This is a genomic window from Streptomyces sp. NPDC058985 (genome assembly GCF_042740985.1).
Classification (GTDB): Bacteria; Actinomycetota; Actinomycetes; order Streptomycetales; family Streptomycetaceae; genus Streptomyces.
Genome location: NZ_JBHYJX010000027.1, coordinates 13,696 through 30,951, shown reverse-complemented (window position 1 = coordinate 30,951; position 17,256 = coordinate 13,696). Strand labels below are relative to the sequence as shown.

The window sequence follows — 17,256 nt, the reverse complement described above, 5'->3', positions numbered from 1 at the left end:
TCACAGCAGAAGGGCTGCCGCACAGCACGAGTTGCGCGGCAGCCCTCGCTGTCCTCGCCAGTAAGGAGCGCTTCGTAGATAGGCTCGCTGTTCCCGGCGAATCCGTAGGCGTCGGAAGCCGTGCAGCCACGCGAAGGTTCTCTCCACGCCCCGGCGGTCGGTGCTCAGTCCATCGCCGTGCTTGGGTGCCGTGGTGGGTGATCGCGGCCACGATGCCCTGGCGCGGACCATCCTGCGGGCCACGCACAGGCGACGATGGGGCATCAAGCAGTCGCAGATTCACTCGACCGCCTAATGCTTTGGTGCCGGATGAAGCCCCAGGCTGCCGGGTTCGTTGAACGACTTCCAGGTCGACGCAGAGGATGGCTCCGTGCTCAACGTAGTGCCTTCCTGGCGCATCGTCAGGTAAGTCAGCATCTGGTCAGTATGAGTCCCCGCATACTCCGAGGCAGGTACTCGAGCGGGTCCTTGGACGGCGATAGCGCAACAGCCTGATACTACGCGGATTGGCAGGTGAGGAACCTTCTCACCCGAGATGGATCGATGTTCCTCAGCATCTTCGAGTGTGAGGATTGTCGGTGTACAGTGAACAACGCCCCTGACCTGCAGAAAGCGGCGGGGAGCCGTCACATAGGAGTCCAAAGTGCTGCGCACTGTTCTCAAGTCCAAGATCCACCGCGCCACCGTCACCCAGGCCGACCTGCACTACGTGGGATCGGTGACCATCGACGCCGATCTGCTCGACGCCGCCGACCTGCTGCCCGGGGAACTGGTGCACATCGTGGACATCACCAACGGGGCCCGGCTGGAGACGTACGTCATCGAGGGGGAGCGGGGGTCCGGGGTGGTCGGGATCAACGGGGCCGCCGCGCATCTCGTGCACCCCGGGGACCTGGTGATCATCATCAGCTACGCCCAGGTCACCGACGCCGAGGCGCGGGCGCTGCGGCCGCGGGTCGTGCACGTGGACGGCGACAACCGTATCGTCGCCCTGGGTGCCGACGCGTCCGAGCCGGTGCCCGGTTCGGACCAGGAGCGCAGCCCGCAGGCCGTGTCGGTCTGACGTACCGATCCAGGGGACGAGGAGCGTGGCCGTGAGCGACATCGAGATCCGTGACGACCGGGCGGCGGGCCGGCTGGAGGCGCTCGCGGCCGGCGAGGTTGTAGGCCGGGTCGAGTACTTCGTCCTGGAGGCTCCCGAGCGGGCCCTCGTCCCCGTCCACACCATCGTCGAACCGGCCCACGAGGGCCGGGGGATCGCGGGCTCGCTGGCGCGTGAGCTGTACGCCCTGGCACGCCGCGAGGACGTCGCCGTCGCCCCGCTCTGCCCGTACGTCGTGAAATGGGCCGAGCGTCATCCCGACGAGGCGCCCGCCGCCGATCCCGAGCTGCTGCGCGCGGCCAAGGAGTGGCTCGTGGCGCACCCCGAGCAGTTCTGACCGGGGTCGAGGGACCAAGGAGAGCGCGCTTGCTGGCACTGCTGCACACCTCGCCCGTCCACGTCCCGGTCTTCGATGCCCTGCGCGACGCGGCGCACCCGGGTCTGGAGCTGCGGCATCACGTCGACGCCGGGTTGCTGGAACGGGCGCGGCGCGAGGGCCCCGAGGCGGTGACGGACGCCGTTCGTGGCGCCTTGCGGCGGGCCGCGGCGGAAGGGGCGAGGGCCGTGCTGTGCACCTGCTCCACCATCGGTGCCGTCGCCGAGGGCGCCGCCGGGGAGGCCGGGGTGCCAGTGCTGCGGGTCGACCGGCCCATGGCCGCCGCCGCGGTGGCGGCCGGTCCACGTGTCGTCGTCCTCGCCGCCCTGGAGAGCACGCTCGCCCCGACGGCGGCCCTGGTCGAGGAGGAGGCCCGGCGTGCCGGACGTGCCGTGCGGCTGCGGACCCGGCTGGTCGAGGGGGCCTGGGCGCGGTTCGAGGCCGGTGACACCGAGGGCTGTCTGCGGCTGGTGACCGAGGCCGCCGACGCCGTCACCGGTGCCGACGTGATCGTCCTGGCCCAGGCATCCATGGCGCCGGCCCGGGAGTCGGCCCGAACCCGTGTCCCGGTGCTCGCCAGCCCCGCGCCCGGACTGGCCGCCGGAGCGGAGGCGGCACGCCTCGGCCACCTGGGCCCGGGGGTTCATGCGGGGGAGTGAGTGCGGCGGCGGGCGGCGGGTAGGCGGGGGACAAGTCCAGAGCCGACGTCGACCGACTGGCCGGAGGACAGCGCCATGACGAACCCGTATCCGGATCCCGTTCCGCCGGGGCCCACTCCGGGGCCCGCACCAGGTCCGGACCCGGAGCCCCAGCCGCACCCCGACCCGGTGCCGCCACCGAGCCCGGGCCCGGAACCGACCCCGCCGCCTCCGCCTCCGGGGCCCGGCCCGGAACCCACGCCGCAGCCCCCGGGCCCCGGCCCTCAGCCGCCGGGGCCTCCCGAGCCCTCGCCGTCACCGATCCCGCCGGGACCGGAGCCGGTGCCCAACCCGGAACCGGGACCGCCCCTCACCTGAGGGACACCCGGGCCGACCAGGGGCAACCAAGGCAACCAAGGGGAAGGGGCCGGTGGACGGGTCCCACCGCGCTCTCACGCACCGCGGTCTCACCGCGATCCCACCGCGGCCGTCCACCGGCCCCTTCGGCCTGCCGTCGCCTCGCCGCGCGTTACGCCGCGCGTTACGCCGTGACCTCCGACCGGTCCCCGCCCCACAGCGTGTGGAACGCGCCGTCCCGGTCCGTCCTCCGGTACGTGTGCGCGCCGAAGAAGTCACGCTGCCCCTGCGTCAGCGCCGCGGGCAGCCGCTCGGCGCGCAGCGCGTCGTAGTAGGCGAGGGCGGCGGCGAAGCCGGGCGTCGGCACGCCCTGCCGGGTCGCGGCGACCAGGACCTCGCGCCAGTCGTCCTGGGCGGCGGCGATCTCCTGGGCGAAGGTCTCGTCCGACAGCAGACTCGGCAGGTCGGGACGGGCGTCGTACGCGGCGCGGATGCGGTCCAGGAAGGCCGCGCGGATGATGCAGCCGCCACGCCAGATCGCGGAGACCGCGCCCAGGTCGATGTCCCAGCCGTACTCCTCGCTGCCCGCCGCGATCTCGTGGAAGCCCTGCGTGTACGAGACGATCTTCGACGCGTACAGCGCCTGCTCGACGCGGTCGGCGAAGGCGGCCGCCTCCGACTCGCCGAGCGCCGACGCCTTCGGCCCCTCCAGCCCCCGCGAGGCCTCCCTCAGCGCCGCGTGCCCGGACAGGGACCGGGCGAAGACGGCCTCCGCGATACCGGACACCGGCACGCCCAGGTCCAGCGCGATCTGCACCGTCCAGCGGCCCGTGCCCTTCTGCTCGGCCTGGTCGACCACCACGTCCACGAACGGCTTGCCGGTCTCCGCGTCCACGTGCGACAGCACCTCGGCGGTGATCTCGATCAGGTACGAGTCCAGCCGGCCGGTGTTCCATGTGCGGAAGATGTCGGCGATCTGGGCGGGGGAGTACCCGGCGACGTCGCGCAGCAGCTGGTACGCCTCGCCGATCAGCTGCATGTCGGCGTACTCGATGCCGTTGTGCACCATCTTCACGAAGTGCCCGGCCCCGTCGGGGCCCACGTGCGTGACGCAGGGCGCCTCGTCCGCGGCCTTCGCGGAGATCTTCTCCAGCATCGGGCCCAGCGATCCGTACGACTCCTTCGAGCCGCCCGGCATGATGCTCGGGCCGTGCAGCGCGCCCTCCTCGCCGCCGGAGATGCCCGTGCCGACGAAGTGGATGCCCTGCTCGCGCAGTTCGCGTTCCCGGCGCCTGGTGTCCGCGAAGTGTGCGTTGCCCCCGTCGATGATCATGTCACCCGGTTCGAGGAGCGGGGCGAACTCCTGGATCACCGCGTCGGTCGGGTCACCGGCCTTGACCATGATCACCAGTCGACGGGGCCGCTCCAGCGCCGCCACGAACTCCTTGGCGGTCTCGGTCGCGACGAAGTCGCCCTCGCCGCCGAACTCCTCCACCAGCGCGTGCGTGCGCGACGCCGTGCGGTTGTGCAACGCGACCGTGTAGCCGTTGCGGGCGAAGTTGCGGGCGAGGTTGCGGCCCATGACCGCGAGACCCGTGACGCCGATCTGCGCTGTGCTGCTCATTGGGATGGCTCCTAGTGACCTTGGTGTCGGTGGTGCCGGTCGTGTCCGCCAGTATGGCCGGTTCCGCCCCGTGACCATCCTGACGTGCCCGTTCGCCGGTCGCACTTTCTGGCCCGGCGGGCTCCAGTACGCACGGAACAGGCTCCGCGCCTCAGCGGGCGGACGGTGCATCCGGCCAACGGGCGTCCATTCCGCGCCACTTGACGGGACGAACCGGCCGATTGCCGTCTTGTCATGGCCTGTTCGCGGCGCTTACTTTTGCCCCTCCTGACGCAATGTCGAGGGGGACCTCCATGGCCGTACGCGGCCGGCACCGCCGGTATCAGCCGAACAGGATCAACCGCGCCTCACTGACCGTCACCGCGGGCGGCGCGGGTCTGGCCCTCCCGCTCGTCGGTACCGGCACGGCCCAGGCGGCCGACGTGGAGACCTGGGACAAGGTCGCCGCCTGCGAGTCCACCAACGACTGGGACATCAACACCGGCAACGGCTACTACGGCGGGTTGCAGTTCACCCAGTCCACCTGGGAGGCGTTCGGCGGCACCCGGTACGCCCCGCGTGCCGACCTGGCCACCAAGGACCAGCAGATCGCCATCGCCGAGAGGGTGCTCGACGGACAGGGACCCGGCGCCTGGCCGGTGTGCTCGCAGCGGGCCGGACTGACCCGGGGCGGCGACACGCCGGACATCCGGCCGGCCGGGGGAGGAGCGGGGGACCAGAAGTCCGCCGGCACGCCCTCAGAGAAGTCCGCCAGGAAGCCCGCCGCCGAGGCGGACTCGGTGAAGGACATCCAGCCGCAGACCACGCCGCAGTCCCGGGCCGGCAAGGGCCGCATGTACACGGTGGTCACCGGCGACACCCTCTCCGGCATCGCCGACACCCACCGGGTCGGCGGCGGCTGGCAGGGGCTGTACGAGGCCAACCGCGACGCCGTCGGATCGGACCCCGATCTGATCCTGCCCGGTCAGCGCCTGTCGCTGCGCGGTGGGACGGCGGGTACGGCCCCCCGCACCGGCTCCGGGACCGCCACCCCGCGGCCGAAGCAGGAGCAACCACGGGAGCGGGAGAAGCCGCGGGAAAAGCAGGAGAAGAAGCAGGAGAAGCCGCAGAAGCAGCAGGAGCGGGAGCAGCGGAAGGCCCCTGGGAAGTCCTCCTCCGACAGCGGCACCAGCAAGGCCAAGAGCAAGACCAGGACCAGCGAGGACAAGGCCACCACGCACCGCGCCGTCGTCGCTCCCGTCGACGGCGCCGTCGGCACGCCCTACCACCAGTCGGGCTCCTCCTGGTCGAAGGGCTACCACACCGGCGTCGACTTCCCCGTCCCCACCGGCACCTCGATCAAGTCGGTCGCGGCCGGCCGGGTCGTCAGCGCGGGCTGGGGCGGTTCCTACGGGTACCAGGTGGTCGTCCGGCACACCGACGGCCGTTACTCGCAGTACGCCCACCTCTCGGCGATCTCCGTCCGGGACGGGCAGTCGGTGAACGCCGGTCAGCGCATCGGACGATCCGGCTCCACCGGCAACGTCACGGGCCCGCATCTGCACTTCGAGGTGCGGACCGGGCCCGGCTTCGGTTCCGACGTCGACCCGCTGGCGTACCTGCGGGCCGGAGGGGTCAGGATCTGACCCGGACCCGGTGCGGGCTGAACAGGGGCGGCGGCACGAACGGGCCGCCGTAGAAGGGGCCGTAGGAGAGCGGGGCGTCGTCGCTCTCCGCCCGGCTCCGTGCCGCGTACAACTCCTTCGCGGAGTCCTCGGCGGGCGCGGCCGCCGGCACCGACGGTGGCACCGGGAAGGGCACCAGGACCTTCTCGGGCAACCGCGCCACCTCAACGCCCGCCGCCTCCGCCGCGACAGCTGCCGGAACCGGACCCGTCGATACCGGGACCGGACCCGTCGATACCGGGGCCGGGCCCGTCGGCATCGCGACCGGTTCCGCCCCGTCCGCTCCAAGAAGCACCTCGGGCTGCTCGGCTTCCCGCGCCTCGCCCTCCCCGGCGGACGCCGACTCCCGTGCGATCCGCTCCGTCGTCAGCAGGATCAGTCCGCCCGCCGCGACCACGCCGCAGCTCAGGGCGAGCGCGGTGCCGGTGGTGCCGTACCGGAAGGTTTCGCCGAACATCGTGATGCCGACCACGGCGGCCACCACCGGGTTCACCACCGTCAGCGTGGCGAGCGGGGCGGCGAGGCCGGCGCCCCGGTAGGAGGCCTGCGACAGCACCATGCCCGCCGTGGCGAGCACGCCGATCACGGCCATGGACGGCAGGTCGGCGGCGGACAGCCCGCCGCTCCAGTCGACCGCGACCGTCTTGGTGAAGACCGAGGACATGCCGAACGCGATGCCGGACGCGACCGCCAGCAGGATGCTGCGGACCGCCGGGTGACGGTGTACGGCCCGGGCGGCGATCATCAGCGCGACGATCACCGCGCCGGTGACGACGGCCGCGCCGATCCGCTGTGCCGTGTCCAGCGACTGCGCGTCGGCCGCGCCGACCAGGGAGAGCAGACCGGCGAGGCCGACCGTGGCCATGACCGCGCCGCGCCAGGCCGTGGCACCGGCCTTGCGGCCCACGAACAGCGCCGCCATGGGCAGCGCGAAGACGATGGTCAGCGCACCCAGCGGCTGCACCAGGCTGAGCGGACCGAGAGCGAGCGCCACGACGTGCAGCAGGCCGCCGAGGCCGTTGAGCGCGACCGCCGCCCACCAGCCGGGCCGGCGCAGCGGCGCGTACTGAGCGGCCGAGGAGGACGCCGCGACCTGCTCCTGCACGATCGCTCCGCCCGCGTATGCCACGGCGGAGACGAGCGACAGAAGCACGGACAACGCGAGGGCGCTCATCGGCTGATCCTCTGCGTGAGGCGGGGGCGCTGGGCCCGGCGCGGCGAACGGTCGTCTTCCATGGACAACACGATGCCGCCTCAGGGTCTTCCCGTCGTCGTCCCTGAGACTTCATTGGGTCCTACTACCGATGGAGTACGACGACCCCGTCGTCCTCCCCAGGGTGGGCGACTTTGGTCAGGTACCCCTGGTCGCGACCCCTACGGGGCTTGATAGTACTGCTGTCCGTGGACCTCGACCCCGCCCTCGCCGTACTCCGCCCGCTCGGCGGCTTCTTCGTCCTGCGCGCCTCCCGGCCGTCGCCGCCCCGGCCCCTTCCCACCCTCGCCCACGCCTATGCACCGGATTACGGGAACACCGGCCCGGACGTTCATGTTCCGGTTCCGCCCGGACCGTCGGGCGACCTCCTGGCCGACCCTCTGGCCCACCGCGTCCGGAGGGTGGCGGACGCCCTGCGCGCCCCCGAGGCCCGGGTCGCCGCGTCCGTCGCCCAGCAGGGGCTCGCGGCCCGCCTGTGGTCGGTGGCGCTGGCCTGCGCCGCCCTCACCGGCCGGGTCCCCGACCTCGCCCCGGGCCTGCTGCGCTGGGACCCCGACGCCACCGCGCCCGACGACCTCTGGCTCGCCGAGGTGCGGTCCGCGAGGCCGGCGGACACCGACACCCTCGCGGACATCGTGCTCACCGCCCACCTGGCGCCCCTGACGGCCGCGGTGCACGACAGGTACGGCGTCGCGACCGGGCTGCTGTGGGGCAACGCGGCCTCCGCGCTGGCCGGCGCCGGCCGGGAACTGGACCGCTGGGCCCGCCGCCACGGCCGTACGGACACGGCAGGGCGGGCCGCGGCCCTGACCGCGGGACTGCTCGCCCACCCCTTGCTCGCCGGGACCGGCACCCTCACCGGCACCGCCTTCCGGCGCCGCAGCTGCTGCCTGTACTACCGGGTTCCCGGAGCGGGCGTGTGCGGCGACTGCTGCTTCCCGCAGCCACCGGGATCGCAGCCGCCGGGATCGCAGTCACCGGGATCGCAGCCACCCGGACCGCGGCCGCCGGGATCCTCCCGGTCTCCGCGGGCCCCGCGCTCTTCCTAAGGCGCCCCGTCTGGGTGACCATGAGGGGACCAGCCGCTAAGACGGGAGGTTCCGGGTGCGTGTGGGACTGCTGACCCGGGAGTACCCGCCGGACGTGTACGGGGGCGCGGGTGTCCACGTCGAGTTCCTCGCCCGGGAACTCGCCCGCCTCGTCGACCTCGACGTGCACTGCTGGGGCGAGGGCCGCACCGACGGTGTGCTGCGCCACCGCCCCTGGTCCGCACTCGACGGCGCCAACGACGCGCTGCGCACCTTCTCCGTCGACCTGGCCATGACCGCCGCCCTCGAGGGCCGCGAACTGGTCCACTCCCACACCTGGTACGCCAACCTGGGCGGCCACCTCGCCAAGCTCCTGTACGGCATCCCGCACGTGGTGACCGCCCACTCGCTGGAGCCCCTGCGCCCCTGGAAGGCCGAACAACTCGGCGGCGGCTACGAGCTGTCCGGCTGGGCCGAGCGCACCGCCGTCGAGTCCGCCGACGCCGTCGTCGCCGTCTCCGGGGCGATGCGCGAGGACATCCTCGGCTGCTACCCGGCCCTGGACGCCGCCCGCGTGCACGTCGTGCACAACGGCATCGACACCGCCCTCTACCGGCCCGACCCCGGCACCGACGCCCTGGACCGGATCGGGCTGGACCGCTCCCGCCCGTACGTCCTGTTCGTCGGCCGCATCACCCGGCAGAAGGGCGTCCCGCACCTGCTGCGCGCGGTACGGGACATCGACCCGGCCGCGCAGGTCGTGCTGTGCGCCGGCGCCCCCGACACCCCCGAGATCGACCAGGAGTTCCGCGACCTCTACGCCGGGCTGAGCCGCGCCCGCGAGGGCGTGCACTGGATCCCGCGCATGCTGCCGCGCCCGGAGGTGATCCAACTGCTCACGCACGCCGCCGTGTTCGTCTGCCCCTCGGTCTACGAGCCCCTGGGCATCGTGAACCTGGAGGCCATGGCCTGCGGCACCCCGGTCGTGGCCTCCCGGGTCGGCGGTATCCCCGAGGTCGTGGCGGACGGTGAGACCGGCGTGCTCGTCCCCAGGGCCGAGGGCCGGGACGACGCGTTCGAGGCGGGCCTCGCGCGGGCGCTGGACTCCGTCCTCGGCGACCCGGCGACCGCCCGGCGGATGGGCGAGGCGGGCCGCGAGCGGGCGGTGGAGGAGTTCGGCTGGGACGCGATCGCCCGCCGCACGGTCCGGCTCTACGAGGAGATCCTCAAGCAGGCTTAGGCGTCCCGCCCCGGGGCAGCCGAGGGTGAACGAGGGTGAGGGGAGCGGCCCATGCGTCGTGGAGGTCCTTCGGTGCTCGGCATCGTGCTGGCGGGCGGAGAGGGCAAGCGGCTGATGCCCCTGACCGCGGACCGCGCCAAACCCGCGGTCACGTTCGGCGGCACCTACCGGCTGGTCGACTTCGTACTGTCCAACCTGGTCAACGGCGACATCCTGCGCATCTGCGTCCTCACGCAGTACAAGTCGCACTCGCTGGACCGGCACATCACCACCACCTGGCGGATGTCCAGCCTGCTGGGCAACTACGTCACCCCGGTCCCCGCGCAACAGCGTCTCGGCCCGCGCTGGTACCTGGGCAGCGCCGACGCGATCCTCCAGTCCCTGAACCTGGTGCACGACGAACAGCCCGAGTACGTCGCGGTCTTCGGCGCCGACCACGTGTACCGGATGGACCCGCGGCAGATGGTCGCCCAGCACATCGAGTCCGGCGCCGGAGTGACCGTCGCCGGGATCCGCGTCCCGCGCGGCGAGTCGTCGGCCTTCGGCGTGATCACTCCCGGCTCCGACGGCCAGACCGTCACCGGATTCCTGGAGAAGCCCGCCGACCCGCCCGGACTCGCCGACGACCCCGAGTGCGTCTTCGCCTCGATGGGCAACTACGTCTTCACCACCAAGGCCCTCGTCGAGGCCCTGCACCGGGACGCCGAGGACGAGAACTCGGTGCACGACATGGGCGGTTCGATCCTGCCCCAGCTCACCGACCGGGGCGAGGCCGCCCTCTACGACTTCAGCGCCAACCATGTGCCGGGGGAGACCACCCGGGACCAGGGCTACTGGCGGGACGTGGGCACCCTCGACGCCTACTACGACGCCCACATGGACCTCATCGCCGAACGGCCCGCGTTCAACCTCTACAACCGGGACTGGCCCGTCTACACCCACTCCGCGCAGCTCTCGCCCGCCCGCTTCAACGCCGGCGGCATCGCCAGCGAGTCGATCATCAGCGCGGGCTGCCTGATCCGAGGACAGGTCACCCGCTCCGTGCTCTCGCCGGGCGTGGTGGTCGACCCGGGTGCGGTGGTCCAGGGCTCGGTGCTGCACGACAACGTGCACATCGGCCGGGGCGCGGTGGTGCGCGGGGCGGTGCTCGACAAGAACGTCGAGGTGCCCCCGGGAGCGACGATCGGCGTCAACCCGGACCGGGACGGTGAGTTGTACACGGTCTCCAAGGGCGGTGTGATCGCGCTCGGCAAGGCGCAGCGGGTGCCCTGACGGCCGGGCCGACGTCGTACCCCTGGGCCTCCTGGGCCGTTGTCATGTCCCTGGACGCGAAGCGGAATCCGTGTTGTCATGCCTCTGCTGTTACATCGATGTACGAACGGTATGACATCGATGTCCTGAGCCATCGGCCACCACCCGTTCCCAAGGAGAGGGTCCGTGCGCACCAAACGACTCAGAGACAAACTCGCGCTGCTCCTCGTCGCCGCGCTCGGCGCGGCGGGCCTCGCCGCCGTACCGGCCGCGCACGCGGCGGACACGGCCGCCGACGATATCCAGGGCCTCAAGGGCGAGTACTACACCCAGTCCGCCCCCGGCGCCTTCGACTTCCACGAGCTCAAGGCCACCGGCTTCGACCCGCAGGTCGACTTCGCCACCCTGGAACCGCGACTCGCCTTCGCCACCGGGCAGTCGGACGACGTCAGCGTCCGCTGGACCGGCAAGCTCGTCCCGGAGAAGAGCGGCGCCCACACCTTCTCGATCACGGGCGACAACGGCTTCCGCCTCTGGGTGGGGGACCGGCTCGCCGTCGACCACTGGGTCGACGACTGGGACCGCGAACAGACCTCCGCGCCCGTCGAGCTGACGGCGGGGCAGTCCTACGACATCAAGCTGGAGTACTTCGAGCACTTCGGCGGCTCCAACCTGCACCTGCGCTGGACCGAGCCCGGCGGCGCCAAGGAGGCGATCCCGCAGTCGGCCTTCCGCCTGCCCGACGGCTTCGACTACAACGGCGCCACCGCGACCGCCGTCCAGTCCACGGGCCGCACCCTCAGGCTGGACTTCGCGAGCCCCCTCGCCGCCGCCCCCGACGGTCTCACCGACCACCTCGAAGCGGTGATCGGCGGCGCCAAGTGGCCGCTCGGCGGGACGAAGGTCGACCCGGCAGACCCCAGCGCCCTGCTCGTCGCCCTCGGTGAACCCGTCGTCGGCAACAAGAACGGCGACGCACCCGGCACCGCCGACGTCCGCTACGACGGCGAAGGCGGCCTCACCGACACCGAAGGCAACGTTGTCAACGCCTTCTGGAGCAGCGGCGGCAACCACTCCACCTACGAGCTGCGCACCGACTGGGCCGACGAGGTGGGACCGGACAACGCCCTCCCGGAGTACCCGCGCCCGCAGTTGACCCGCGACGAGTGGCGGAACCTCAACGGCCGCTGGCAGTTCGCCGCAGCCGAGGCCGGTGAGAGTCCTCCGGTCGGCCAGAACCTGAAGGAGCGCGTCCTCGTCCCGTACCCGGTGGAGTCCCAGCTCTCCGGAATCCAGCGGCACGAGGACCGCATGTGGTACCGCCGCACCTTCACCGTGCCCCGCGACTGGCACATCGGCTCCGGACAGCGCCTCAAGCTCAACTTCGGCGCCGTCGACTGGCAGTCCGAGGTGTACGTCAACGGCACCAAGGTCGCCGACCACAAGGGCGGCTATGACAAGTTCAGCGCCGACGTCACCGACGCGCTGAAGCCGGGCCGCACCCAGGAGCTGATCGTCGGCGTCTACGACCCGACCGACGCGGCGGACGGCGAGAACCCGCCGGTCGGCAAGCAGCGCCTGGACCCGAGCGGCATCTGGTACACGCCCAGCTCCGGCATCTGGCAGACGGTCTGGATGGAACCGGTCGCCCGGGACCACGCCGAGTCCCTCAAGCTGACCCCGCACGTCGACGGGGCGGCGCCGGGCACCCTGACCGTCGAGCCGAAGGGCGTGCGCGACGGCGTTCCGGTGAGGGCGACGGCGTACGCAGGGCACCGCAAGGTCGCCACGGTGAGCGGCCGTACCGGTGAGCCGCTGACCCTGAGGATCCGAGACCCGCGTCTGTGGTCGCCCGACGACCCGTTCCTGTACGACCTGAAGGTCACCGTCGGACACGACCGCGTCGAGAGCTACTTCGGGATGCGCTCCATCGCCGTCGAGAAGGTGGACGGCGTACCGCGCACCATGCTCAACGGCGAACCGGTCTTCATGATGGCCACCCTCGACCAGGGCTTCTGGCCGGACGGCCTGCACACCGCCCCCACCGACGAGGCCCTCGCGTACGACCTTGAGCTGCACAAGCGGCTCGGCTTCAACTCGGTGCGCAAACACATCAAGGTCGAACCCGACCGCTGGTTCTACTGGGCCGACCGGCTGGGCCTGCTGGTGTGGCAGGACATGCCCGCGATGACCGCGGGGAAGAACCCGTCGGCCGCCGCCCGCGCCGAGTACGAACGCGAGATGAAGGAGATGATCGACGAACACGTCAGCCACCCGTCGGTCATCATGTGGGTCACCTTCAACGAGGGCTGGGGCCAGTACGACATCAAGCGCGTCGCCGAACAGGCCAAGGCATGGGACCCGACCCGCCTCGTCAACAACCAGTCGGGCCTGAACCTGGGGGCCGACGGCGGCGCCGGCGACATCATGGACGAGCACGGCTACCCGAGCCCCGCCCTGCCGCCGTCCCCGGACGGCGAACGCGCCCTGGTCTCCGGCGAGTACGGCGGCCTCGGCCTCGCGGTACCGGGTCACGCCTGGTCCGTGCAGCAGTCGTACGTCGACGTCGACCCGCAGACCTACACGGACGACTACCTCACCAAGCTCGACGAGGTCCGCGCCCTGGTCTGCCGGGGCGGCAACGGCGCCGTCTACACCCAGATCTCGGACGTCGAGGGCGAGCTGAACGGCCTGACGACGTACGACCGCAAGGTCCTCAAACCGGACGTCGAGCGGGTGAAGGCCGCCCACGAGGCACTGATCCGCGACGCGTCGCAGCCCGCCCCGGCGGGATGCACCGGCTGAGCACCCGCACCACGAACCGCACGGCAGAACCTCCGGAGGGCACCGCACATGAGAGTCACCCGGCGTCTGCGGCTGTGCGTGGCCGGGGTGGTGGCAGCGTCCGCGCTGCTCACCGCCCCGGCGGCGCAGGCCGCCCCGACGACCGACCGGCACCTGACCGACCTGGTGAACCCGTTCATCGGGACGGAGAACGAGGGCAACACCTATCCCGGGGCCGCCGTGCCCTTCGGCATGGTGCAGTTCTCGCCGGACACCGGCCACAACACCGGCTACGACCACTCCGACACCCACATCCGCGGCTTCTCCCTGGTCCACCTCTCCGGCGTCGGCTGCGGCCTCGGCGGTGACCTGCCGGTGCTGCCGACCACCGGCGACGTCACCGAGACGGACTACGCGAAGTACGCCGCCCCCTTCAGCCACGACGACGAGGAGGCGAGCCCCGGCTACTACCGCGTCGGCCTCGAATCCGGCGTCGACGCGGAGCTGACCGCCACCGAACGCACCGGTGTGCAGCGCTACACCTTCCCGGCCACCGACAAGGCCAACGTCCTGCTCAACGCGGGCCAGTCGCTGCACAAGAACATCAGCACCGAGGTCGAGATCCTCGACAGCCGCACCGTGCGCACCGCGATCACCGGCAGCGGCTTCTGCCAGGACACCGAGCCCTACACCGTCTACACGGTCACCCGCTTCGACCGGCCCTTCGCCTCCCACGGCACCTGGGACGACTCCACCGTGACCGCGGGCGCGAAGACCGGCGGCGACGGGGCCTACGTCCGCTTCGACACCACGAAGGACCGCACCGTCGAGGCCACCACCGCCCTGTCCTACGTGGACGCGCGGGGCGCCGCGCTCAACCTGCGCGCGGAGGGCGGACGCTCCTTCGACGCCGTGCGCCACGGCGCGCAGCGCACCTGGGAGAAGCGGCTCGACGACGTCCGGGTCCGGGGCGGCGACGACACCCTGCGCCGCACCTTCTACTCGTCCCTCTACCGGTCCTTCCTCGCGCCCAACGTCGGCAGCGACGTCGACGGCCGCTACACCGGCTGGGACCAGGAGATCCACCGCGCCAAGGGCTTCACGTACTACCAGAACTGGTCCCTGTGGGACACCTACCGCACCCAGTCACAGCTCCTCGCCCTCCTCGCGCCCGGTGAGGCGCGGGACATGGCGATCTCCGTCATCAAGATCGACGAGGAGAGCGGCTGGCTGCCCAAGTGGGGCTACGGCACGGTCGAGACCAACATCATGACCGGCGACCCAGTGACGCCCTTCCTCACCAACGCCTACCAGCAGGGCCTGCTGCACGGCTGGGAGGAGCGGGCCTACCGGGCCCTGCGGAAGAACGCCGACGGGGTGCCGCCCGCGGACTCGCCCGCCGTCGGCCGGGAGGCCAACCGCGAGTACCTCGCCGACGGCTTCGCGCCCTACGTCAAGGGCCGCCCGCACGCCAAGCCCGGCGACTCCGACTACGACCACGGCGCCTCCGCGACCCTGGAGTACGCCCTGTCCGACGCCATGCTCGCCCGGATGGCCGGCGACCTCGGCCACGACGACGACGCCAGGCGGTACGCCGAGCGGACCGGGAGCTACCGCCACGTCTTCGACGCCTCGACCGGCTTCTTCCGCGCCCGCGACGCCGACGGGGCCTTCACCGGCCCGGCCGACCCCGCGCAGAGCGAGGGGTTCCACGAGGGCACGTCCTGGCAGTACCAGTGGCTGGTGCCGCAGGACCTGCCCGGCATGATCGACCTCATCGGCGGGACCGAGGCAGCCAACGACCGGCTCGACTCCTTCTTCGCCTACGACCAGCTCCTCGCCGACCCCGCGAAGACCGCCCGCGAGGTGTGGGTGAACGGGCCGTACGACTACTACAACGCCGACAAGTACAACCCGCAGAACGAGCCCGACCTGATCGCCCCTTACACCTATCTGTCGACCGGGCAGCCCTGGAAGACCACCGACGTGGTGCACGCGGCGCTCACCCTGTTCACGGACACGCCGACCGGCATGACCGGGAACGACGACCTCGGCACCATGTCCGCCTGGAACGTGCTGTCCTCGATAGGGATCTTCCCGATCCAGCCCGGCTACGACACCTGGGGCCTGTCCACCCCGGTCTTCGACCGCGTCGACCTCAGCCTCGACCGCCGCTACTACCCGCGCGGCGCCCTGACCGTCACGGCGCCCGGCACCTCGGACACGGACCGGTACATCCAGTCGGCCCGCGCCGACGGCGCGGCCTACGACCGGACGTACCTCACGACTGATGCCCTGCGCTCCGTCCGGTCGCTCGGGTTCACGGTCGGCCCGCACCCGTCCGGGTGGGGAACCTCGGCCGAGGCGGTGCCACCGCCGCTGACGTGAGCACAGACGCCCCATGAGTCACAGCAGTCCCGCCCCTGCCAAAAGGGGCGGGACTTTAATCTCCTGTTAACTGTGCGTAGCTTGATCGTACTTGACCGTAATCGGCAGAGGACGATTGACTGCTTGTCCATCCGTTGTCGACGCGTCGTCCCTGCGAGGCAGACCCTTGACTCCCGATCCGCTCGCTCCCCTCGACCTGGCGTTCTGGAACATCGAGTCCCCCGAGCACCCCATGCACCTCGGCGCGCTCGGCGTCTTCGAGGCCCGGTCGCCCACCGCCGGCGCCCACGCGGCCGACCTGCTCGCCGCCCGCGCGCCCGCGGTGCCCGGACTGCGGATGCGGATCCGGGACACCTGGCAGCCGCCGCTGGCGCTGCGCCGCCCGTTCGCGTTCGGCGGCGCCACCCGCGAACCCGACCCGCGTTTCGACCCGCTCGACCACGTACGGCTGCACGCCCCGACCACGGACTTCCACGCCCGAGCCGGCCGCCTGATGGAACGGCCCCTGGAACGCGGCCGGCCCCCGTGGGAGGCGCACGTCCTGCCGGGCGCGGACGGCGCCTCCTTCGCGGTGCTGTTCAAGTTCCACCACGCCCTCGCCGACGGCCTGCGCGCCCTCACCCTCGCCGCGGGCGTCCTCGACCCGATGGACCTCCCCGCCCCCCGGCCCCGCCCCGAGCAGCCCCCGCGCGGGCTCCTGCCGGACGTGCGCGCCCTGCCGGACCGGCTGCGCGGCGCCCTGTCCGACGCGGGCCGCGCGCTGGACATCGGCGCCGCCGCGGCCCTGTCCACCCTCGACGTGCGCTCCTCGGCCGCGCTCACCGCCGAGTCCTCCGGCACCCGCCGGATCGCGGGCGTCGCGATCGACCTCGACGACGTGCACCACGTCCGCAAGGCCACCGGCGGCACCGTCAACGACGTACTGATCGCGGTCGTCGCCGGGGCCCTGCGCCGCTGGCTGGACGAGCGCGGCGACGGCAGCGAGGGCGTCGCCCCCCGCGCCCTGATCCCCGTCTCCAAGCGCCGCCCGCGCACCGCCCACCCGCCGGGCAACCGGCTCTCCGGCTACCTGATGCGGCTTCCGGTGGGCGACCCCGACCCGCTGTCGCGCCTCGGCACGGTCCGGGCCGCCATGGACCGCAACAAGGACGCCGGACCGGGCCGGGGCGCCGGAGCCGTCGCCCTGCTCGCCGACCACGTCCCGGCGCTCGGCCACCGGCTCGGCGGGCCACTGGTCTCCGGCGCCGCCCGGCTCTGGTTCGACCTCCTGGTCACCAGCGTCCCGCTGCCCAGCCTCGGGCTGCGGCTCGGCGGCCACCCGCTGACCGAGGTCTACCCGCTGGCCCCGCTGGCCCGCGGCCACTCCCTGGCGGTGGCCGTCTCGACGTACCGCGGGCAGGTCCACTACGGCCTGGTCGCCGACGCGAAAGCGGTGCCCGACCTCGACCGGTTCGCGCTCGCCCTCGCCGAGGAGGTGGAGACGTTGCTCACGGCGTGCGGGCCCTGACCCCGGCGGGTTTGGATCCGGGCCCGGCGCTGAATAAAATCCGCTGTTCGACAGCGGTCGCGTCATGGAGCGCCGCGACGGTGA

12 protein-coding genes and 1 pseudogene are annotated in these 17,256 nt (G+C 72.2%); 10 read left to right on the top strand and 3 right to left on the bottom strand.

The features are described 5' to 3' along the window. Positions 1-277 (bottom strand): annotated as a pseudogene (locus tag ACFW01_RS22925) (hypothetical protein); the annotation flags it as partial. A gap of 366 nt (positions 278-643) precedes the next feature. On the opposite strand from ACFW01_RS22925, the gene panD reads away from it, so the two are divergent. The 3 genes from panD to ACFW01_RS22910 are packed head-to-tail and all read left to right on the top strand — an operon-like array spanning position 644 to position 2,137. After that, a complete protein-coding gene (gene panD, locus ACFW01_RS22920) occupies positions 644-1,063 on the top strand; it encodes an aspartate 1-decarboxylase (protein WP_234955507.1) in 420 nt (139 codons plus the stop codon). A 31-nt stretch (positions 1,064-1,094) separates the two neighbouring features. After that, the gene (locus tag ACFW01_RS22915; protein WP_234955509.1) at positions 1,095-1,439 is read left to right on the top strand and encodes a GNAT family N-acetyltransferase; all 345 of its coding nucleotides are present in this window, start codon (positions 1,095-1,097) and stop codon (positions 1,437-1,439) included. A 29-nt stretch (positions 1,440-1,468) separates the two neighbouring features. Then, positions 1,469-2,137, top strand: coding sequence for an aspartate/glutamate racemase family protein (locus ACFW01_RS22910; RefSeq protein WP_384506102.1), 669 nt, complete (start codon positions 1,469-1,471; stop codon positions 2,135-2,137). Positions 2,138-2,657: 520 nt separating this feature from the next. On the opposite strand, the gene gndA is transcribed toward ACFW01_RS22910, so the two are convergent. Next, a complete protein-coding gene (gene gndA / locus ACFW01_RS22905) occupies positions 2,658-4,097 on the bottom strand; it encodes an NADP-dependent phosphogluconate dehydrogenase (protein ID WP_234955514.1) in 1,440 nt (479 codons plus the stop codon). A 293-nt stretch (positions 4,098-4,390) separates the two neighbouring features. Here gndA and ACFW01_RS22900 point away from each other — a divergent pair, with 293 nt between their 5' ends. Next, positions 4,391-5,722 carry a transglycosylase family protein gene (locus tag ACFW01_RS22900; RefSeq protein WP_384506098.1) on the top strand — a complete coding sequence of 444 codons (1,332 nt, stop codon included), beginning with the start codon at positions 4,391-4,393 and terminating at the stop codon, positions 5,720-5,722. On the opposite strand, the gene ACFW01_RS22895 is transcribed toward ACFW01_RS22900, so the two are convergent. Next, a complete protein-coding gene (locus ACFW01_RS22895) occupies positions 5,712-6,935 on the bottom strand; it encodes a DMT family transporter (RefSeq protein WP_384506095.1) in 1,224 nt (407 codons plus the stop codon). The two genes, ACFW01_RS22900 and ACFW01_RS22895, sit on opposite strands and share 11 nt — an antisense overlap. A 227-nt stretch (positions 6,936-7,162) precedes the next feature. Between ACFW01_RS22895 and ACFW01_RS22890 the strand changes: the two genes are divergently transcribed. The 6 genes from ACFW01_RS22890 to ACFW01_RS22865 all read left to right on the top strand — a co-directional run bounded on the left by ACFW01_RS22890 (position 7,163) and on the right by ACFW01_RS22865 (position 17,172). Further along, positions 7,163-8,023: a (2Fe-2S)-binding protein gene (locus ACFW01_RS22890; protein ID WP_384506206.1), complete on the top strand. Its 861-nt coding sequence runs from the start codon at positions 7,163-7,165 to the stop codon at positions 8,021-8,023. Between the two features lie 55 nt (positions 8,024-8,078). Next, entirely contained in the window at positions 8,079-9,242 is a 1,164-nt protein-coding gene (gene glgA, locus ACFW01_RS22885; RefSeq protein ID WP_384506092.1) for a glycogen synthase, read from the top strand. 51 nt (positions 9,243-9,293) lie between these two features. Beyond that, complete coding sequence (glgC, locus tag ACFW01_RS22880; RefSeq protein WP_234955521.1) at positions 9,294-10,514, top strand: glucose-1-phosphate adenylyltransferase; 1,221 nt, start codon at positions 9,294-9,296, stop codon at positions 10,512-10,514. A gap of 165 nt (positions 10,515-10,679) precedes the next feature. After that, on the top strand, positions 10,680-13,298 hold the full coding sequence (locus ACFW01_RS22875) for a PA14 domain-containing protein (protein ID WP_384506089.1): 2,619 nt from the start codon (positions 10,680-10,682) through the stop codon (positions 13,296-13,298). Positions 13,299-13,346: 48 nt separating this feature from the next. Further along, positions 13,347-15,665 (top strand): GH92 family glycosyl hydrolase, encoded by a 2,319-nt coding sequence (locus ACFW01_RS22870; protein WP_384506086.1) that lies wholly within the window; start codon positions 13,347-13,349, stop codon positions 15,663-15,665. A gap of 166 nt (positions 15,666-15,831) precedes the next feature. Further along, a complete protein-coding gene (locus tag ACFW01_RS22865) occupies positions 15,832-17,172 on the top strand; it encodes a wax ester/triacylglycerol synthase family O-acyltransferase (protein WP_234955527.1) in 1,341 nt (446 codons plus the stop codon). The last annotated feature ends 84 nt before the right edge of the window (positions 17,173-17,256 follow it).